We start from the raw sequence: 21103 nt of genomic DNA, 5'->3' as shown, positions 1-21103 counted from the left end.
TGAATGAGCGAAAAATTAGAAGTTCAACCCGCTAAAATTAGACAACCTCGCCGAATTTCCCCTTTCTGGCTTTTGCCAATTGCGGCATTTGCGATTGGCTGTTTATTGTTTTTTCAAATTCTGCAAGAACGTGGACAGATGATCACCATTCGTTTTAACGAAGGGGATGGTATTACAGCGGGTAAAACTGCAATTCGTTATCAAGGCTTGCAAATTGGCATGGTCAAAAAAGTCTATTTTGTGGATAACCTTAAAAGTGTAGAAGTGGAAGCAGAAATTAACCCAGAAGCACGTTCTGTACTGAAAGAGGGAACCCAATTTTGGGTGGTAAAACCGACCGCTTCACTTGCAGGAGTTTCAGGGTTAGACACTCTTGTTTCGGGCAATTACATTACACTTAAGCCAAGCGATGATCCAAATGCAAAAAGCGAAGATGAGTTTACTGCTCAAGATGAACCACCTGTAGTAATTGCGACTGATGGTGCATTGTTAATTAAGTTAGTATCGGATGATCTCGGCTCATTGACAACAGGCTCACAAGTCTATTTCCGCAAAGCGCCCGTAGGACAAGTAGCCGACTACCGTTTTAGTGCAGATCGTAAAAAGGTCGAGATTGATATTTTAATCAATAAAAAAGATGTCGGCTTAGTGAAGAAAAATAGTCGCTTCTGGAACATCAGCGGCGTGAACGTAAAAGCGGGAATGTCGGGGGTTGATCTCTCAATGGATAGCTTGGCTTCTATGGTGATGGGCGGTGTTGCTTTTGATTCCCCAGATAATGATGAGCCTGCTGAACAAGGGCAACGTTATACACTTTATCCAGATTATAAATCAGCAAAACGCGGTGTCGATATTCAAATTTTAGTACCGATGGATGAAGGGTTAAAACTACAAGAAACGGGCGTATTCCATAAAAACGTGCAAGTGGGCGTATTAACCGATTTAGATATTCCCGTTGAGAATGACAGCATTTTTGAACAATTACAGCCTGAGCAGAAAAAAGGAATGCTCAAAGGCGTGTTGTTAATCGATCCCAATTATGTGCATCTGTTTAAAACGGATACGAAAATTTTACTCAGAGAACCAAAATTCAGCCTAAATAAAGAGCAAATCAGCAAAATTGGCGAGCTATTCCGAGGTGATTACTTTGATGTATTAAGTGGTTCAGGCGAAGCAAAAACGCAATTTACGGTTGAAAAAGAGGAAGATTTCTTACTTCATTTGCCCAATATGCTGGCATTGACGTTCCAAGCGTCAGAATCTTATGGTGTAGATGAAGGACAGGGCATTTATTACAACGATGTGCAAGTGGGTGAAATTTTAAAACGAAAACTTACATTGAATAATGTTGAGTTTCAAGGGGTAATTTATCCACCATATCGCCACTTGGTTGGACAAAATAGCAAGTTTGTGGCGATTTCTAACTTAGATGTCAATATTGGGCTAGATGGTTTACGTGTTAAAGCAGGCTCGCCAAGTGATTGGGTGAAAGGCGGGGTGCGTTTAATTTCTGATAAACCAACGGGCGGTGCAAAAAGTGAATACCCGCTTTACAAAGATACCGATCACGCTGAGCTTGGTGTAGTATCTAGTGAAAAACGAACAACGCTGACGCTTTCTGCAAAAGAGCTTTCTGGCATAAGCCAAGGTTCTGTAGTGCTTTACCGTGATTTCCAAGTGGGAGAGGTGCTGAAAGTTCGCCCAACGCAAAAACAGTTTGAGGTTGATCTCTTTATTGAGCCTGCTTATCGCCACTTAATCAGCGATAAAAGCCGTTATTGGGTTGAACCTGCTGTCTCTGCTGATGTGTCGCTTAAAGGAGTAAATATTCAAGCTGCACCAATTATGCGAACGCTTAAAGGGGCGATTGGCTTTGATAATCAAGCGGGAAGTGGCAGCAAAACCCTTTTTGCAAGCAAAGATAAAGCTCTTTCGGGTAATACTTACCTCACGTTAATTGCTAAAGATGCTTCCAAGCTATCAGAAGGAATGGACATCAAATATATGGGGTTGACCGTAGGTAAGGTCGAAAAACTTGAATTGCAAAATGCAAGAAAACAGATAAAAGCGACCGCTTATGTCGAAGGGCAATATTATCCATTGCTTGCTAAAGCAGGCAGCAAATTTAATGTGATCTCGCCTGAAATTTCTACTTCGGGTGTGAAAAACATTGATGCGGCATTGCAAAACTATATTAGCGTAGAGGCGGGTAGCGGTAAGTTGCAAACGCAATTTACGCTTGCTGATACGGATACCCTTAACACCACTTATAGCAATGGTTTTCCTGTGATTGTGGAAACCAGCGATGCACAAGGCATTCAAGTTGAAGCACCCGTTTTATATCGCGGAATGCAGGTAGGTATTGTCAAAAAAATGAGCTTAAGTGAGCTAGGCGATCGGGTCTTTATTCACTTAGCAATTGAAAATAAATATCAGCATTTGGTGCGTAATAACACCGAATTCTGGGCGGCTTCAGGTTACACGATGGATATTAGCTTACAAGGCGTAAGTATGAACTCAGGAACAATGTCGCAATTGTTAAACGGTGGTATCGCATTCTCAACCCCATCAGGCAGAGTAGTGCAACCACAGGCGAAACCAAACCGCCATTTCTTATTACAACGTAAAATTCCGCAAGAAGCCCCAGAATGGGATCAAGGAATTGCGGAATAGAAAGATTTATTATTAGGAGAGAATTATGCCTTTATTAGATAGCTTTAAAGTAGACCATACTAGAATGAATGCTCCAGCAGTTCGCGTGGCAAAAACCATGACAACGCCAAAAGGTGATACCATTACCGTGTTTGACTTACGCTTCTGCCGTCCGAATATTGATATTCTACCAGTGCGTGGTATTCATACTATGGAACACCTTTTCGCAGGCTTTATGCGTGATCACTTAAATAGCGAAAACGTAGAAATTATTGATATTTCACCAATGGGCTGTCGCACGGGTTTTTATATGTCGTTAATTGGTGCACCAAGTGAGCAAGATGTAGTACAAGCATGGACAGCTTCAATGGAAGATGCGTTAAACAAAGTGCCAGATGTATCAAAAATTCCAGAGCTAAACGAATACCAATGCGGTTCATATAAAGAGCACTCTTTAGAAGAAGCACACCAAATTGCACGTAATGTGCTAGCAAAAGGCATTGGTGTAAATCGCAACGAAGATTTAGCATTAGATGAGAAGTTATTGAATCCTTAAATTGAGGAATTTTGTGTTAGATTACGCATAAATCAGCCCCTTTGGGGCTGTTTTGTTTAATATCTTTTAGGAAAAATATGTTCAATAAATTATTTACTTGGTTCGAAAATCGAATCGAAATCTATCCAAACGAACAGCCTCAAATCCCAAAAGCTGGTTTGCTTCCTTTCATTTATGATGCAACAAAAGGAATGCGCTTTTACTTGATTTTGCTTACCATCTTAGTGGCAAGCGTAGGGATTATTGAGGCGGTTCTGTTTCAATTTATGGGCGAATTGGTCGATTGGATCAACCGCTTCAGCCCGTCTGAACTTTGGGCAGAGAAAAGCGGTTCAATTATCACCATGTTTTGCATTGCAATCTTAGGCGTGCTGTTTGTCTTTTTATCAAGCAGTATTCGCTTCCAAAGTTTGCAAGGTGTCTTCCCTATGCGTTTGCGTTGGAATTTCCACCGCTTGATGCTCGGACAAAGTATGGGCTTTTATCAAGACGAATTTGCAGGGCGTGTATCAGCAAAAGTAATGCAAACAGCCCTTGCTGTGCGCGATGTGGTGATGACCTGTGCAGATATGCTGATTTATGTTGCCGTTTATCTTGCAACTTCAAGCGTGATCTTGCTGCAGTTTGATGGTTGGCTGTTTTTGCCCTTTATTTTATGGGTTATTTCACTTGGTTTAACTATTAAAATTTTCGTACCGAAACTTGCTCTTGCCGCCCAAGAACAGTCAGATGCACGAAGCCTAATGACAGGACGAATTACCGATGCTTATTCCAACATCGCTACAGTCAAACTCTTCTCACACAGCAATCGTGAATCAGCTTATGCAAAAGAGTCAATGGAAGAGTTTATGGTCACGGTGCATAAACAGATGCGTTTGGTGACCGTGATTGAAACATTGACTAACTTCACAAGCATCAGTTTAATCGTTTCTACGGCAGGCATTGGCTTGTGGCTTTGGTCACAAGAGCTTGTGAGTGCAGGTGCGATAGCAACTTCAACTGCTTTAGCATTACGCATCAAAGGTTTATCGCAATGGATTATGTGGGAATTCGCTCGTTTATTTGAAAATCTTGGCACGGTACAAGATGGAATGGGAACGCTCTCGAAACCACATAGTGTGGTAGACAAAATTGATGCTAAACCGCTTGCGGTAACCAAAGGCGAAATCAAGTTTGATCACGTTGATTTTGCTTACGATCCACGTAAACCATTACTTAAAAAATTTGATTTAACGATTAAACCAGGTGAAAAAGTCGGTTTAGTTGGACGCAGTGGGGCAGGAAAATCAACACTGACGAACTTATTGCTCCGTTTTTACGATATTCAAAACGGCTCAATTACCATTGATGGTCAGAACGTTCGCGACATCACACAAGAAAGTTTGCGTTCACAAATTGGCTTGGTAACTCAAGATACTTCATTATTGCACCGTTCTGTGCGTGAAAATTTGATGTATGGCAGACCAAATGCGACAGAAGAAGAGATGCTTAAAGCCGTTGAACAAGCAGCAGCAAGCGAGTTTATCCCGAATCTTCAAGATGCTAAAGGTAGAACAGGTTTTGATGCCCACGTAGGAGAACGCGGAGTGAAACTTTCAGGCGGACAACGACAGCGGATTGCTATTGCACGCGTGATGCTCAAAGATGCTCCAATTCTCTTATTAGATGAAGCAACCAGTGCTTTAGATTCTGAGGTGGAAGTAGCAATTCAAGAAAACCTTACAAACTTAATGGAAGGTAAAACCGTCGTTGCCATTGCTCACCGCTTATCAACCATTATGGCAATGGATCGTTTAATCGTGTTAGATAAAGGTGAAATCGTGGAACAAGGCTCACACGAAGAATTGCTCGCTCAAGGTGGGGTTTATGCCAAACTTTGGGCACACCAAAGCGGTGGTTTCTTAGCGGATGATGATGTGCATTAGGGTTAAATGATTATTACAAAAAGTTTATGCATAAAAAGCAGTATTATGTAGCCATTATGCTTATTTATATAAAAGGGAAATGATATTTGATCATTTCCCTTTAAAATTTGTTTATTTATTTCTAAAAAACTTTCTTAAACGGCTTAATAATCACATCACCGTAAACGCCAGCTTCTACATAAGGATCTTCAGAAGCCCAAACTTGAGCATCTGCCAGCGAATCAAATTCTGCAATTACAGTTGAGCCTGTCACACTTGAGCCATCTTCTGTCGGATTAGGACCTGCGGTTAATAGCCTTCCTTCTGCCTGTAATTTCTCTAAACGAGCAAGATGAGCTGAGCGAACTTCAAGGCGTTTTTCCAACATATTTGGGTTGTCTTGGGCAAAAATTACGTAATACATCGTTATTTCCTTCTGTTAATAAATGTTTATTCTGCTTTTTCTTTGGCTTGGCTTGTTTCTAACAGTACCAATGCTTCGTCTAATTCTGGGTTATTTTCACGTGGAATTGGGCGAGGTTTACCCTCTTTATCAATTGCCACATAAGTGAATAACGCTTCTGTCACTTTAAAACGCTCACGCGCGCCTTCATACACTTGTTTGATAAATACATCCACTTTTACTTGCATTGAAGTGCGGCCTAAACGTACTAATGTACCATAACAACAAACGACATCACCGACAGAAATCGGAAGGTGGAAAATCATTTTATCGACAGTAACGGTTACAACACGCCCTTTTGCCAATTCTTTGGCTAAAATCGCACCGCCTAAATCCATTTGCGACATAATCCAACCGCCGAAAATATCACCGTTGGCGTTGGTGTCTGATGGCATTGCCAGTGTGCGTAAAATCAGCTTACCATCAGGATTTTTTGTATAAGGTTCGTTTTTCATTTGTTATTCCTTGTTCTGTTGGTTTTCTTGTAAATGGGGGTAAACCACCACACCCGTTAAAATCGTTGCAACTAGACTTAAGCCAGTTAAGCCGAAGACTTTGAAGGTATACCACGCATCATTCGACATAAAATGGCTTACATAGAGGTTAAGAAGCATACAAATAATAAAGAAGATTGCCCACCCCGTATTGAGTTTTGCCCACACGTTTTCTGGTAAGCAAATTTCTTTACTCAATAGATGTTTGATAATCGGATTTTTCAATACAAATTGGCTAATTAACAGTACTAATGCGAATAATCCATTTAAGAGAGTGACTTTCCATTTTAAAAAGGCATCGTCGTTAAAATAAGCGGTTAGCCCACCGAAAACAACGACAAAGCCAGCCATAAAAAGCTGCATTTTTTCAATTTTGCCATAGAGCATTTTTAGGGCAATCAATTGCACGAGCGTTGCAATTACCAATGTAATCGCAGCTTCTTGTGTGCCAAAAAATTTGTACACTACAAAGAAAAGAATAAGAGGAATAAATTCAAGCAATTGTTTCATCATTGATCCTTAATTAACCGTTTTTGGGCGAATGGTTTGATAAAAACGGAAGCCCAAAATGGTGGTAAAGAGTGATAAAAAAGCAGAGATCACGAAAGATAGCACCATAATTGCGACATTATCGCCTAAGCGCCCAACTAGAGTAGTAATTAAAATTGGTAATAGGTTTGCTAATAATGTATAAGCAAAAAGGGCTGCCATTTTGCCTTTTGCAAGTTGCCACATAAATTTGACCGCTTGTCCAACACGATAATTTTCAACAAGAAAGACATAAATAGCGAGATTTAAGCGCACAAATACAAAAATTCCAATCGCTGATAGGGGTAAACTAAAAATGCTTGCCCCACTGCCTGAAATATTACTAAATAAAATCGACGACATACCGAAAGAAAGAGGCAACACCATAATGATATTAAGCGAAATCGCGGGGAGCAGTTTTGCCAAGGCTTTGCTAGTATTTTGGAAAAAAGATTGGAATATGCCTGCATTAATATCGTTAATATTAAGCACTAAAAGCACAGAAATAAAAATATTACCAATACCAATTAAGAGCGAAGGAAGCAATGAAACTGTCGAATTTGAAGCCATAAGATTAGTAAGTACAAAGGTTGCTAGTAGCTGAATAGCAAGCAACAGCCCTATAGCCGTTAGCGAAAACTGACGACGATTTCGGATAAAATTCCAACTATCTTGTAATAATTGTGGAAAATTAATCGGCATAAAAATCCTTGTTTTTCGTTAATAAAAAGTAAAAAATTGTTCATAAGTATATCAATAGATTGCTTGAAGTGCATTAAGTTTTGCCTTAGGCTATTTTTATCTCCATTTTTTATGATTTTAAACTATGCTCGACACATTCCAATCAGGACAACGCTATTTAAACACCTATCCACAACAAAAGAAATTGAGCCTGTTTATGATTGATTACCGTCTTATTCAGCTTATTAAATTTTCAGGCAAATGGATGCCCTCTTTTGCTTGTTTTACGATTTTGTGGCAATACTTTTTTAAAGATCCAAGCCAATCGATTCTAGCAAATTCGGTAATTACCGCCCTTTTTGCGGTAAGTATTCCCTATCAAGGTTTATATTTTCTCGGCAAACGGTCTAAATCGCCACTGCCTTTACATTTGATGGGCTGGTATGAAGAGCTACGTCAGAAATTGGCAAATGAAAATATAAAACTGACCGCTTGTCCTGTGCAATCGATTCCGAGCTATCAGGATTTCGCTAATTTATTGCAACTTGCGGAAAAAACGTGGGGCAATAAATATTTCGATGAGTTATAATTTTATGAATACTAAATCGTAGCAGCCATGTTTTAGTAAAAACACAAAATTAATTTTAATCCATTAAGACAACTGAATGATATTTGGGCGGAGATAAACTCCGCTCTACGTTTATAGAAAGGAATGTAATTATGTCAAAACCCATTGTTCGTGTTGCTGCAGGCATTATCCGCAATGAATTTGGACAAATTTATTTAGCTCAACGCCTTGAAGGGCAAGATTTCGCTCAATCCCTCGAATTTCCTGGTGGAAAAATTGAACCAAATGAAACGCCAGAAGAAGCTGTAAAACGCGAACTGGAAGAAGAAGCAGGCATTCAAGTATTGAGTGCGTTCCCTTATGAACATTTCCAGTTTGAATATCCCACGAAAATTATCGAATTTTATTTTTTCTTAGTCGAAGAATGGATCGGGGAACCTTTCGGACGTGAAGGGCAAGAAGGCTTCTGGATTGCTCAATCTGAATTAGATGAAGGGCAATTCCCTCCTGCGAATGAAAAGTTAATAGGGAAGTTAAAGGCAGAGAGAGGTCTCTAATATGAAGAAAAAACGCTATTTATCCGAACAACAACTTATCCAATTTATCGAACAAAAACTGGCAGAAGACAATATTTTTGAGTTGCTAAAAGGCTTTTTCCATTGGATTCGTTGCGAAGAAAATCGAGAGCTACAACTCAAATTTTTAATCACAACATTAAAGAAAAACAAGCCACTTACGCAAAATTTGGCATCACAACTTTGTCGTTGGTTATGCAGTATGCGACTTTATCCGCTATTGATTTCTAACGGTATTTTAAGCCGTGATGGTTTTAGACGCGAATTTCGCTCACGCTTATATGAAAAATTCAATCCTGCCGTGCCAGATGTAAAAGATCTTCGTGATATTTTTTTCATCTTGTTTAACGATAAACACGATGGCGAATGGCTCAACAGCGTGCCATTACACTATTGGGGCAGTATTTTTAAATTGCTAAATCGTTATGTGAGTGAAGCAGAGCGTGAACGTGTGGATGCTCATTTGCGGGCGGAAGGCCTATTTGCGATTAAGATGCTTTCGATTTGGATTGCTGCCGAAGATATGCAGCCTGAACTGATGCGTTTAGATCCAAGTTTAATTGAGGCAGATAGTCCTTTTGTTGCATTACAAAATGAGGTGATACAATGGATTAAAGCACGCCGTCGCAATGAGCTGTTTGATGATGGGCACTTGCAAGTGATGTTTGCCCAAAGTAAGGCATTAATCGACCGCTTGAAGAAAAAAGGGGCAGCGATGGGCTCTTCAATGGAAGTGGCTTATCTGCTTGAACGCTTGGAGCAGACGCTTGAGCGCCTTGCGATGTTGATGGACGTATTTGCTTCTAATCGATTTTTGCCACGCCGAATTTTGCTTTTGGCGGGAAATTTAGCCATTGCTTCTGCAAATAAACACAGCATCTCCGCGCTTTGGAAGCAGAGTGTGAGCATGCTTTCGCGTAGCATTACCCAGAACACGAGTGACCATGGTGAGCACTATATCACACGCAACAAAAGCGAATATCTTTCGATGTTCTACTCTGCCGCAGGCGGAGGCGTACTGATTGCGTTGATGGCATTGTTCAAAATTTACCTGGGCGGTGTGATTGAAGATAAGATGCTAAAAGGTATTGCCGAAGGGCTGAATTACGGTATTGGTTTTACCTTGATTTTTATGTTGCATTTTACCGTTGCAACCAAACAGCCCGCCATGACGGCGGCAAGATTTGCTGATTTTGTTGGGAAAAATCCTCAAGGGCGAGCGGTAAATATGAAGCTTGCTCAATTGCTGATTGATGTATTCCGCTCGCAAAGTATTGCAGTTATCGGGAATGTGGCGGTGGCGGTTGGGATTGCTTCACTCGTGGCTTATGGTTACCAACATTTTGAAGGTAAGCCATTGCTTGATCAGGAACAAATTGCTTATCAACTGCACAGCATCGATCCGCTCGGTGGCACACTTTGGTTCGCTGCAATTGCGGGCATTTGGCTCTTCTGTGCAGGTTTGATTTCAGGTTATGTGGATAACCGTTGTAATTATCTCAACTTGCGAATGCGATTGCAGCATCACCCACTCCTTGTAAAAATAATGGGCGAACACAAGCGGTTGATTTTTGCCAATTATATGCATAACAACTATGGTTCGATTATAGGTAATTTGGCTTTCGGTATGTTGCTCGGCTTAACAGGCGTCGTAGGCTATTTGCTCAATCTCCCGCTTGATATTCGCCACATTGCCTTCTCTTCAGCAAATATTGGTTATGCAGTAATGAGTGGGAATTTAGGCTGGGTGATTTTCTGGCAAAGTCTCTGTTTTGTTTTATTGATTGGCGTGGTTAATCTGGCGGTCAGTTTCTCGCTCACACTTTCATTGGCACTTCGCTCACTAGGTGCGACGGTAGATAGCTGGAAAAATATTGCCAAATGCATATGGCAAATTCTTAAACAAAAACCGCTGAGTTTGCTTTTGCCAGTATGATGCAGAAATTTAAGGATAATTTATGTGGTTTAAAAATGTGATGATTTATCGTCTCACTAGCGAGCTAACGCTAGATGAGCAAACGCTTAATGAGCGATTAACTGAAAATCGCTTTACACCTTGTGAAGTTCACGATATGAGTAAATTTGGTTGGAGCAAACCGCTTGCTAGTTCTGATCAACTGTTCTTCTCACAAGGTAAGCAATTTTTGCTGATTTCACATCAGGAAAACAAACTGTTGCCAGCAAATGTAGTGAAGCAAGAAGTTGAAAAACGTATTGCCGAATTGGAAGAAAAAGAAGCTCGTAAACTCAAAAAAACAGAGAAACAGGCAGTGAAAGATCAGGTCGTTTCTGTATTGTTACCTCGTGCGTTTAGCAAACATCAGTTCACCACTATTTGGTTGGATTTAGACGCACAGTTGGTTTATGTGGATGCGGGTTCAAGCAAACGAGCGGAAGATACGCTTGCATTATTGCGTAAAACGCTAGGCTCGCTCCCTGTTGTGCCGATTTCCTTTGCAATTCCGCCTTATGAAGTGATGACCGATTGGGTAGCGAAAAGTTATACACCTGCGTGGTTAAACCTGTTAGAGGAAGCAGAGTTAAAATCCTTTGAAAGTGGTAGTGTGATTCGTTGTAAAAATCAGATGTTGGAAAGCGATGAGATAACGTCACACTTACAAGCGGGTAAATTTGTAACCAAAATTGCAATCGACTGGGAAAATCATTTTTCTTGTGTATTGAATGAAGAAGTCGTGCTTTCTCGCCTTAAATTTGCCGATGAAATTCGTGAGAAAAATGATGATATTTTAAAAGAAGATATTGCTCAGCGTTTTGATGCTGATTTCTTGTTGATGACCGAAGAATTGAAGCTCTTTACCCAAAAAATCATTGCCGAATTTGGTGGCATTAAAGAGCGGATTTAACAAAGTGTTAATGGATTTAGCATGTAAGCCCCTTAAATTTCCTTTAAGGGGTTTATTTTTGTAAACAAAAGTTTACTAAGCAAAGATATTTTTACTTTTTTGCAAAAAAGAGTAGAAAAATCTCTATTTTTCGCTACAATCAAACCGTTCATTTTTATTGACAGGTGATTGTATGAAAAATAAAACACTCGGAAGCACGTTGATTGTCGCAGGAACGACAATCGGAGCTGGAATGTTGGCAATGCCTTTAACTTCAGCGGGCATTGGCTTTGGTTTTACCGTGGTTCTTCTCGTCTCTTTATGGCTTCTACTCTGCTTTACTGCATTGCTATTTGTAGAAGCGTATCAAACTGTTGACAGTGATGCTGGCTTGGGCACATTGGCAGAAAAATATTACGGCACATTTGGGCGCGTGGTTTCCACTGCGGTATTGATCATCTTCCTTTACGCGATTTTATCCGCTTATGTTTCAGGCGGTAGTTCAATTTTAGGCGGATTGTTGCCAACCATTGTTGATGCAGAAACTACCACTAAAATTGCGGGCGTGATTTTCACTGTGGTATTCGGTAGTTTTATTGTAGTAGGTACAACTAGTGTGGATGCCGTAAATCGCCTCATTTTTGCAACTAAAATCCTGGCATTTATCTTAGTATTAGGGCTATTATTGCCGAAAGTGACCGTAGATCATTTATTAGCAATGCCAATCAATAATGCCCTATTGATTTCTGCAATGCCGATTTTCTTTACCTCATTTGGTTTCCACGGCTCCATCCCAAGCCTAAATAAATACCTTGATGGTAATGTAAAAGCATTACGAATCTCGATTGTGGTCGGTACAGCAATTCCGCTTATCGCTTATATTTTATGGCAATTAGCGACACACGGTGTTTTAAGTCAAACGGAATTTATGGAAATTTTAGAACGTGATCCAACCTTAAATGGCTTGGCAGAAGCTGCCCACCATATTACAGGTAGCTCAATTGTTGGTATTGTCGTTCGTCTTTTCTCAGCACTAGCTTTAATCACTTCATTCTTAGGCGTTGCATTAGGTTTATTTGAAGCCTTAGAAGATTTGCTCAAACGTGTAAATATCAGTGCAGGGCGTAAAAGTTTAGGCTTGCTGACTTTCTTACCACCTATGTTATTTGCATTTTTCTACCCGCAAGGTTTTATTAGTGCATTAGGATATGCAGGGCAGATGTTTGCGTTCTACGCTGTTGTGTTACCAATTGCGATGGTATGGCGTTTACGTAGCCAAAATGCAAACCTAGCATATCGCGTAAAAGGTGGCAAAGCCTCATTGATTATCGCATTAGTGATAGGTGTATTTATCGTGATTGTACCATTTTTAATCCAACAAGGTTTATTGCCTCAAGTAGTCGGTTAATCAGAGATTAGATTATCAAGCGGTTCATTTTGTAATATTTTTGACAAAATCGACCGCTTGTATCACTTCTGGTAAAATATTCTCAATGATGTTATAGACAAGGAGGCGAGATGACTGAACAAGTACGTTTAACACAATTTAGTCACGGTGCGGGGTGAGGCTGTAAAATTTCGCCTAAGGTATTAGGGACAATTTTACATAGCGAACTCGAAAAATTTATCGACCCAAATTTATTAGTCGGCAACGAAACTGCAGATGATGCAGCGGTTTACGATATTGGTAATGGCGTGGGCATTATCAGTACCACCGATTTCTTTATGCCGATTGTCGATGACCCATTTGATTTTGGGCGAATTGCAGCAACCAATGCAATTAGCGATATTTTTGCGATGGGAGGTAAGCCGATTATGGCGATTGCGATTTTAGGCTTCCCGATCAATAAACTCCCCGCGGAAGTCGCTCAACAAATCGTAGAAGGTGGTCGTGCCGCTTGTGCCACAGCGGGCATTGCTTTGGCTGGCGGACACTCCATCGATGCACCAGAGCCAATTTTTGGCTTGGCGGTAACGGGAGTTATTCCAACCGAAAAAGTGAAACGCAACGCTTCGGCAACCGCAGGTTGTCAACTCTTCTTAACCAAACCACTTGGTATCGGTATTTTGACAACCGCAGAAAAACGGGGAATTTTGAAGCCTGAGCATCAATATTTAGCACGAGATGCGATGTGTCAAATGAACTTGATTGGTGCAGAATTCTCCAAATTGGATGAAGTGAAAGCGATGACTGATGTCACAGGTTTTGGCTTGTTAGGGCATTTAAAAGAAGTGTGCGAAGGCTCAAATTTGCGAGCGGAAGTCGATTTTGCGGATATTCCAACGCTTGATGGCGTGCGAGATTATATTGCACAAGGCTCAGTACCAGGTGGAACAAACCGCAACTTCGAAAGCTACGGGCATTTGATTTCAACATTGACGGACGAGCAGAAAGCCATTTTATGCGATCCGCAAACTTCTGGCGGTTTATTGGTTGCTGTTGAGTCGCAAGCGGTAGAAAAAATCCAACAAATTGCAAATGCAATGAATGTACCACTGTTCCGAGTGGGGCGTTTGTTAGAAATGGATGAAAATAGACCATTAATCGAAATTCATTAAAGCAATATAATAGATAAAAAATAAGACTGCTTAAGCAGTCTTATTTTCATTTATATCACACTCTTAATATTCTCAAGCATTTCCCAGCGTTCAAAAGCTTGTTCAAGTTCAGCTTCTTTCTCTGCAAGAGCTTGTAATTTTTCTTGGGTATAAGCGATTTCTTTGCTGAAGAAATCAGCTGAATTCACCTCTGTTTGCAAAGCTTCAATATCTGCCTCAAGGGCTTCCATCTTCGCAGGTAATTCTTCCAGTTCACGTTGTTCTTTATACGACAACTTCACTTTCTTCGTTTCTGCTTTGGGTTTTTCTTGTTTTACGAGTTCGCTTACAAGCGGTTCATTTTTCTTCTGATTTTGCGATTGTACAGCTTGGCTGGCATGGTAATTTTCTTGTTGCTGCTTCGCATCAAAATAGCCACCAATATATTGATTTAATACGCCGTTGCCTTCAAAGAAGAAACACTCTTCCACGGTATTGTCGATAAATTGACGGTCGTGGCTGACGATTAATAATGTACCTTGATAATCGGCAAGCAGTTCTTCCAATAATTCCAATGTTTCCACGTCCAAGTCATTGGTTGGTTCATCCAGAATCAGAAGGTTATTGGGCTTGAGCAATAATTTTGCCAATAAGAGACGGTTGCGCTCGCCGCCCGATAAGGCTTTAACGGGCGTCATTGCACGTTTGGGCGGAAATAAGAAATCTTGCAAATAGCCAAGCACGTGGCGTTTTACGCCGTTTACTTCAATATCTTGTTTACCATCGGCAACGTTGTCCATCACCGTTTTTTCTAAATCTAACTCTGCACGGTATTGATCGAAATAAGCGACATCTAATTTGGTTCCACAACGAATGGTACCCGAAGTAGGTTGCAATTCACCTAATAACAGTTTGATGAAGGTGGTTTTACCACAGCCGTTTGGCCCCACTAACGCAATTTTATTGCCACGTTGAATAGTCGCAGAAAAATCTTTCAGCAAGGTTTTACCTTCAACTTCGTAACTGGCATGCTCAATTTCAAACACGATTTTGCCTGATCGAGCAGTGGTATCTAACTGGATTTTAGCTTTGCCTTGCACTTCACGACGGTTGCGACGCTCTTCACGCAATTTTTTCAAGGCTCGCACTCGCCCTTCGTTACGCGTGCGGCGGGCTTTAATGCCTTGGCGAATCCAAACCTCTTCTTGAGCTAGTTTTTTATCGAAAAGCTCATTTTGTAAGGCTTCTACACGTAAATCTTCTGCTTTGGTTTCTAAATAAAGATCGTAATTACCTGGGTAAGAAACCAATTTACCGCGATCTAAATCAACAATTCGGGTTGCTATTTTGCGGATAAATGAGCGGTCGTGCGAAATAAAGATGATCGAACCTTTGAAATTGAGCAATAAATCTTCAAGCCAAGTGATGGCTTCCACATCTAAATGGTTGGTTGGTTCATCTAATAACAGAATATCTGGGTTGGCAACCAAGGCACGGGCAAGAGCAGCACGGCGAACCCAACCACCTGAAAGTTCACAGAGTTTTTTGTCTGGATCAAGCTCTAACAATTTCAGCGTGTCTTGGATGCGGTTTTCAAACTGCCAGCCATTATTGTGCTCAAGCTGAGCTTGCACTTGTGACAATTTTGCTAATAACTCATCGCTGTAATTGGTCAGCATTTGTTGCGAAATGTGGTGATATTGCTTTAAAAGATCGCTTAAATGTGCAATCCCTTCAGCAACATATTCGAAAACGGTTTCTTGAATATGACGTGGTGGATCTTGCTCAAGGCGTGTCACAATGATGTCTTTTTCAAAAATTAACTTGCCATCGTCTAATTGCACTTCGCCAGCAAGTACTTTCATTAACGTTGATTTGCCCGCTCCATTGCGCCCCACTAAACAGACGCGTTCGTTCGGTTCAATATGTAATTCGGTATGATCTAAAAGTGGAAAATCCCCGAAGCCTAAATAGGCGTTTGATAGGTTAAGTAATGCCATAAAATTGATGTTAATAATAAAAAATTTGGCTATTCTATCAGATTTGAACGAGGGAGGTAAGCGGTGACATGTTGGTGGTAATGTGTAAATAATGAAGAAGCTTAAAAAGCAATGAGGCAATATCTTGAAGTGATTGGTTTAATTCACCTTCGGTTAAATATTGATTTACCTGAATTCTCCCGTCACTAAAAATAGTAAATTATAAAAAAGAGATTAGGTGTGCTTAAAACGCCTAAAATAAAGAGAATACGGTTGAAAAAATTCAACCGTATTTTGAAAGACTAAACGTAAAAATTATTCTGCTAATTCTGTTTGTTCATGAGCCATTAGCTCTTGCCCAACATTATCTAATAACGTTAAATAACGTTCGTAATGTTTTAACATATCCGCAATTAACTCATTTTTATCCATATATTGCACATCATAACCAACACGACCATCAAAGAAATAAGTGTAAGGTTCGTAAGTGGTGCTATGTTGAATATGCGGTAAGTTTTCATCGTTAATTAACTGCTCTGAAACTTCACGGCTAACCGATTTAATACCGTACATAAAGTCACGTATTGCATCTTTTTGAATCACTAATTCGACTGCAGGTTCATCTTGATCAAACAAGGTCTTTACCGACACACTCAAATTATATTTACCAATTAACTCTTGGCGTAATTCACGCATTGCAGGCAACGCAGTATGTTTGAGGAAGCGTAAAATATCTTTCTCTTGCGTTTGGTTCATCATTTGCTCTAAACGATCTTTCCATTTTTCGCCCGTCCAGAAAATGCTGGTTGGGTTCACTTTAGTGCTAAAGTATTTCTTATCTGCATTTAAACCTTTCCATAAGCTCACACACATAATCAGCATTAACATGGCAAATGGGAGAGATACCATTAACGTCATTGCTTGTAGGTTAGCTAAGCCACCTGAATACATTAAGACAATCGCTACCACAGACATTACTCCCCCCCACATTACTGCTTGCCAGCGAGGAGAAGTTAAGCTTTTATCGCGTGATGCAATGTTATTGAGGACATAAATACCTGAGTCTGCCGAAGTAATAAAGAATAACGAAATCACCACTAAACTGACAATGCCTGTTACGGCTGAAAGCGGTAAGTAATCTAAGAATCTAAATAAGAGCGATTCTGGCGTTGAGATTAACTGACCTAATGCACCCGCAGCCTCACCATCATTGAGCCAAATGGCGGTGTTACCAAATACGGTAAACCAAAGTACACCAAATAAGCTTGGAATGACTAATACGCCAAAAATAAATTCACGAATTGTACGTCCTTTTGAAATCCGTGCAATAAATAAGCCTACAAAAGGTGCCCAAGAACACCACCATGACCAATAAAGAACTGTCCAACCGCTAAACCAGTTAGTATGCTCTTGTTCATACGTATAGGTTTTGAAACTTAATTGTACTAAATGGCTAAGATATGTGCCTAAGTTATCACTAAATGCCGATAATAAATAGAGCGTTGGTCCTGCTACTAAAACAAAAATTAGCAATAAGAAAGCTAAGCTTAGGTTTATTTCGCTCAGCATTTTCACTCCTTTTCCCACTCCCGAAATCGCAGAGAATATGGCTAAGCTCATGACAACGACAATAACAATTAACTGTAAACTAAAGCTATTTTCGCTTGCCCAACCTAATTGAGTTAATCCCGCACCTAATTGCGATGCACCAAAACCTAAGGTTGTAATAATACCGAATAAAGTCGCAAGCAATGACATCACATCAATGACGTCACCGACTTTACCGTTAATACGATCTTTCAATAATGGGTAGAAACAAGAACGCAATGCAAGTGGCAGTTTATAGCGGAAACCGAAATAAGCTAAAGCCAAAGCAATCATTCCATACACCGCCCAAGCGTGAATTCCCCAGTGGAATAAGGTATGTAACATCGCTTCTTGTTGACGATGTTCTGCTGTGCCGCTAGTAATCTCTGAGAGATAATGTGTCAATGGTTCTGCCACACCAAAGAACATCAACCCAACCCCCATTCCCGCTGCAAATAACATTGCAAGCCAAGAAAGGAATCGAAATTCAGGCTCTTCTTCATCATTACCAAGTTTAATATTCCCTAAACTACTGAAGGAAAGAATCAGCAAAAAGCCTAAAAAAATTGAAAATGTTAAAACGTAGAACCAACTAAAATTGGCAAAAATCCCTGCTTTAGCTTGATCTAATAGTGCTTGTGTTTGCGTCGGTGCAACCAAAATCATGAGCACTAAAAAGAGGATAAAAAATAACGTCAAGCCGATCACTAATGGATTAAATGACGTTCGTTTTTCCATAAATTGAGATAAAGACAAACCTTCTCCTTAAATAGTTAAGTAGATCATTGAAATATTGAATATTTTATTTAAAAAAATTACATCTTAGAGATGCTGCCTTAAGGCAAAAGTGTGCAGTTGAACAACTACGAATGACAGCACATAGAAGTGCGATTTTGAAGGAAACGCTCAGTAGGAATTGAGAGGATTGTTTCCAAAAGTATGGATATAATAACACGGGTTGGTGATTATTTCAAATCCATACTAAATTTATAGAATTCGTTTTATATTTAATAAAAGTATAGTAGATAAAATGATTACTGTTTTGTCAAAACTATGCCTCTTTTAACACCAATTCTATTAGCGGATAAAATGCACAAAATCAGTTGGATCTTCTGCATCGCGAGCGGAAGCAATTTCTTCGCCATCTTTAGGTGAACCGATCATTAGCAAGCCAATCACTTTATCCGTTTCCGCACAACCAAATGCTTCGCGAATAGCTGTGCTTTCCACCCATTTTTTCGTAATCCAAACAGTATCAAAACCTTGAGCGTTTGCTGCTAATTGCATCGCATAAGTGGCACAACCTGCACAAACAATTTGCTCCCAAATGGGCACTTTCACTGATTCGTGATCTAATTTTGCCACCACGCCAATGACCATTGGAGCTTGATTTGCTAATTTATCGGCTTTGGCAGCATTTTTTTCATCCATTTCAAATTCAATGGCTGCTGATTTTAAGCATTCGTGAAATTTTGGCATACCACTTTCTTGAATCACCACAAAATGATAAGGTTTCATTCGCCCATGATCTGGTGCTCGTAAAGCTGCTTTTAAAATCACATCAAGCTGTTCTGTATTAGGTGCAACATTGCCAAATTGTTTACTTGAACGACGATGATGAAGTAAATCTAAAATATCCATAATTCCTCACAATAAGGTGTGTGAACCGTCAGTTCATGCACACAAGCGGTAAAAAAAGTGTGTGAATTGCATTCACACAACCTACTAAAAAAGGCTGACAGATTTCCCATCAGCCTTTCGGTTAGCTTAATTAAATTTTCGTTTTATCACGTACCGCGCCTTTATCGGCTGAAGTGGCGAAATGTCCGTAAACTTTCAGTGCAAAAGAGACTTCACGTTGGCGGTTTGCTGGTGCCCAACCTTTTGCGTCTTGCTCTGCACGACGTGTGGCAAGTTCTTCATCGCTTACTGCAAGATTGATGGCACGGTTTGGAATGTCAATGTTGATAATATCGCCATCGCGAACTAAACCGATTGCACCACCTGAAGCCGCTTCTGGGGAAGCGTGTCCAATAGATAAACCCGATGTGCCGCCAGAGAAACGTCCATCTGTTAAAAGTGCACATTTTTTGCCTAAGCCCATCGATTTTAAGTAGCTGGTTGGGTAAAGCATCTCTTGCATACCTGGTCCGCCTTTCGGGCCTTCGTAACGGATGATCACCACATGACCTTCTTTCACTTTACCACCTAAAATACCTGCAACAGCATCTTCTTGGCTTTCAAATACAATCGCTTTACCAGTGAATTTCCAGATCGATTCATCCACGCCTGCAGTTTTTACGATACAGCCGTCTTCTGCAATATTACCAAATAACACCGCCAAACCGCCCTCTTGTGAAATCGCGTTTTCTTTGTTGCGGATACAACCGTTTACGCGGTCATTATCTACCGTGTCCCAACGGCAATCTTGTGAGAATGCTTGAGTGGTGCGAATACCCGCAGGACCAGCACGGAAGAATTTGTGTAACTCTTCGTCTTGGTTGCGAATAATATCGTATTGGTCAAGCTGATCGCCCATCGTTAAACCTAACACAGTGTGGGTATTTTTGTGGATTAAGCCCGCACGGTCTAATTCGCCTAATAAGCCCATAATACCGCCGGCACGGTGAACATCTTCCATATGGTATTTGTTGGTGTTCGGTGCGATTTTACTCAAGCAAGGTACTTTGCGAGATAATCGGTCAATGTCTTCCATTTTGAAGTCCACGCCTGCTTCTTGTGCGGCAGCGAGTAAGTGTAACACGGTGTTACTTGAACCGCCCATTGCGATGTCTAAGCTCATCGCATTTTCAAAAGCATCGAAAGTACCGATTGAACGTGGCAATACGCTTTCGTCGTCTTGTTCGTAGTAGCGTTTGCATAATTCAACGATTTGACGCCCCGCTTTTAAGAACAACTCTTTACGGTCTGCGTGGGTGGCAAGCATTGAGCCGTTGCCCGGTAAGCTTAAACCTAATGCTTCTGTTAAGCAGTTCATTGAGTTTGCGGTGAACATACCCGAGCAAGAACCACAAGTTGGGCAAGCAGAACGCTCAATAGCATCAATACGTTCATCTGAAACATTTGGATCGGCTGCTTCGATCATTGCATCTACCAAATCTAAGCGAATTAATTGATCAGAAAGTTTGGTTTTACCTGCTTCCATTGGGCCGCCTGAAACGAAGATGGTTGGGATGTTCAAACGCATTGCCGCCATCAACATCCCTGGGGTAATTTTATCGCAGTTGGAAATACAGACCATCGCATCCGCACAGTGTGCGTTCACCATATATTCCACCGAATCTGCAATTAAATCACGGCTTGGAAGTGAATAAAGCATACCACCGTGTCCCATTGCGATACCATCGTCTACCGCAATAGTGTTAAATTCTTTTGCAACACCGCCTGCTTTTTCAATTTCAGCGGCAACCAATTGCCCCATATCTTTTAAATGTACGTGACCTGGTACAAACTGGGTAAATGAGTTTACCACGGCAATAATTGGTTTGCCGAAGTCATTTTCTTTCATTCCTGTTGCACGCCATAATGCACGTGCGCCCGCCATATTACGACCTTGTGTACTGGTCGCTGAACGTAGTTTAGGCATAATCTCTCCAAATTTTTATCTGTTGTGTCTGTTAAAATAAAAGGGTTCTATTCTACTTGAATTTAAATAGTTTGTGGAAAATTTCCTCTTTCCCTTGGTAAGAGAGACAGAAAAAGTTCCATCTAGAA

General features: G+C 40.5%; 17 protein-coding genes. 9 read left to right on the top strand and 8 right to left on the bottom strand.

Going from position 1 to position 21103, the window contains the following annotated elements; translation table 11 throughout:
* Window positions 1-3: 3 nt before the first annotated feature.
* The 3 genes from QMF79_RS10295 (at window position 4) to QMF79_RS10285 (ending at window position 5133) form a co-directional block, all read left to right on the top strand.
* The gene (locus QMF79_RS10295; protein ID WP_281773793.1) at window positions 4-2673 is read left to right on the top strand and encodes a PqiB family protein; all 2670 of its coding nucleotides are present in this window, start codon (window positions 4-6) and stop codon (window positions 2671-2673) included.
* Between the two features lie 25 nt (window positions 2674-2698).
* Window positions 2699-3208 carry an S-ribosylhomocysteine lyase gene (gene luxS / locus QMF79_RS10290; RefSeq protein WP_111312628.1) on the top strand — a complete coding sequence of 170 codons (510 nt, stop codon included), beginning with the start codon at window positions 2699-2701 and terminating at the stop codon, window positions 3206-3208.
* A gap of 77 nt (window positions 3209-3285) precedes the next feature.
* Window positions 3286-5133: an ABC transporter ATP-binding protein gene (locus QMF79_RS10285; protein WP_281773792.1), complete on the top strand. Its 1848-nt coding sequence runs from the start codon at window positions 3286-3288 to the stop codon at window positions 5131-5133.
* A 121-nt stretch (window positions 5134-5254) separates the two neighbouring features.
* Here QMF79_RS10285 and QMF79_RS10280 read toward each other — a convergent pair whose 3' ends face one another.
* The 4 genes from QMF79_RS10280 to QMF79_RS10265 are packed head-to-tail and all read right to left on the bottom strand — an operon-like array spanning window position 5255 to window position 7299.
* Complete coding sequence (locus tag QMF79_RS10280; RefSeq protein WP_281773791.1) at window positions 5255-5536, bottom strand: YciI family protein; 282 nt, start codon at window positions 5534-5536, stop codon at window positions 5255-5257.
* 26 nt (window positions 5537-5562) lie between these two features.
* Entirely contained in the window at window positions 5563-6030 is a 468-nt protein-coding gene (gene yciA / locus QMF79_RS10275) for an acyl-CoA thioester hydrolase YciA (RefSeq protein ID WP_281773790.1), read from the bottom strand.
* Window positions 6031-6033: 3 nt separating this feature from the next.
* A complete protein-coding gene (locus QMF79_RS10270) occupies window positions 6034-6579 on the bottom strand; it encodes a septation protein A (protein WP_281773808.1) in 546 nt (181 codons plus the stop codon).
* A gap of 9 nt (window positions 6580-6588) precedes the next feature.
* Window positions 6589-7299: a hypothetical protein gene (locus QMF79_RS10265; RefSeq protein WP_281773789.1), complete on the bottom strand. Its 711-nt coding sequence runs from the start codon at window positions 7297-7299 to the stop codon at window positions 6589-6591.
* 124 nt (window positions 7300-7423) lie between these two features.
* Between QMF79_RS10265 and yfbV the strand changes: the two genes are divergently transcribed.
* The 6 genes from yfbV (at window position 7424) to selD (ending at window position 13823) form a co-directional block, all read left to right on the top strand.
* Window positions 7424-7867 carry a terminus macrodomain insulation protein YfbV gene (yfbV, locus tag QMF79_RS10260; protein ID WP_281773788.1) on the top strand — a complete coding sequence of 148 codons (444 nt, stop codon included), beginning with the start codon at window positions 7424-7426 and terminating at the stop codon, window positions 7865-7867.
* A 131-nt stretch (window positions 7868-7998) separates the two neighbouring features.
* The gene (gene mutT, locus QMF79_RS10255) at window positions 7999-8403 is read left to right on the top strand and encodes an 8-oxo-dGTP diphosphatase MutT (RefSeq protein WP_040217361.1); all 405 of its coding nucleotides are present in this window, start codon (window positions 7999-8001) and stop codon (window positions 8401-8403) included.
* Window position 8404: 1 nt separating this feature from the next.
* Window positions 8405-10357, top strand: coding sequence for a site-specific recombinase (locus tag QMF79_RS10250; protein WP_281773787.1), 1953 nt, complete (start codon window positions 8405-8407; stop codon window positions 10355-10357).
* 22 nt (window positions 10358-10379) lie between these two features.
* Entirely contained in the window at window positions 10380-11285 is a 906-nt protein-coding gene (rdgC, locus tag QMF79_RS10245) for a recombination-associated protein RdgC (protein ID WP_281773786.1), read from the top strand.
* Between the two features lie 172 nt (window positions 11286-11457).
* Window positions 11458-12672, top strand: a complete 1215-nt coding sequence (locus QMF79_RS10240; protein WP_281773785.1) for an aromatic amino acid transport family protein — start codon at window positions 11458-11460, stop codon at window positions 12670-12672.
* A gap of 110 nt (window positions 12673-12782) precedes the next feature.
* The gene (selD, locus tag QMF79_RS10235) at window positions 12783-13823 is read left to right on the top strand and encodes a selenide, water dikinase SelD (protein ID WP_281773784.1); all 1041 of its coding nucleotides are present in this window, start codon (window positions 12783-12785) and stop codon (window positions 13821-13823) included.
* A gap of 50 nt (window positions 13824-13873) precedes the next feature.
* Here the strand turns inward: selD and QMF79_RS10230 are convergent, their stop codons facing one another.
* The 4 genes from QMF79_RS10230 to ilvD form a co-directional block, all read right to left on the bottom strand.
* On the bottom strand, window positions 13874-15802 hold the full coding sequence (locus QMF79_RS10230) for an ABC transporter ATP-binding protein (protein WP_281773783.1): 1929 nt from the start codon (window positions 15800-15802) through the stop codon (window positions 13874-13876).
* Between the two features lie 294 nt (window positions 15803-16096).
* Window positions 16097-18124: a BCCT family transporter gene (locus QMF79_RS10225; RefSeq protein WP_281773782.1), complete on the bottom strand. Its 2028-nt coding sequence runs from the start codon at window positions 18122-18124 to the stop codon at window positions 16097-16099.
* A gap of 321 nt (window positions 18125-18445) precedes the next feature.
* Window positions 18446-19009 carry an NAD(P)H nitroreductase gene (locus tag QMF79_RS10220; protein ID WP_281773781.1) on the bottom strand — a complete coding sequence of 188 codons (564 nt, stop codon included), beginning with the start codon at window positions 19007-19009 and terminating at the stop codon, window positions 18446-18448.
* A 130-nt stretch (window positions 19010-19139) separates the two neighbouring features.
* Window positions 19140-20975: a dihydroxy-acid dehydratase gene (gene ilvD, locus QMF79_RS10215; RefSeq protein ID WP_281773780.1), complete on the bottom strand. Its 1836-nt coding sequence runs from the start codon at window positions 20973-20975 to the stop codon at window positions 19140-19142.
* Window positions 20976-21103 lie beyond the last annotated feature (128 nt).

Origin of the sequence: Pseudohaemophilus parahaemolyticus, assembly GCF_938021905.1 — a bacterium.
In the GTDB taxonomy this organism is placed as follows: domain Bacteria; phylum Pseudomonadota; class Gammaproteobacteria; order Enterobacterales; family Pasteurellaceae; genus Haemophilus_A; species Haemophilus_A parahaemolyticus_B.
This window is presented reverse-complemented; position numbering and strand designations above follow the sequence as displayed.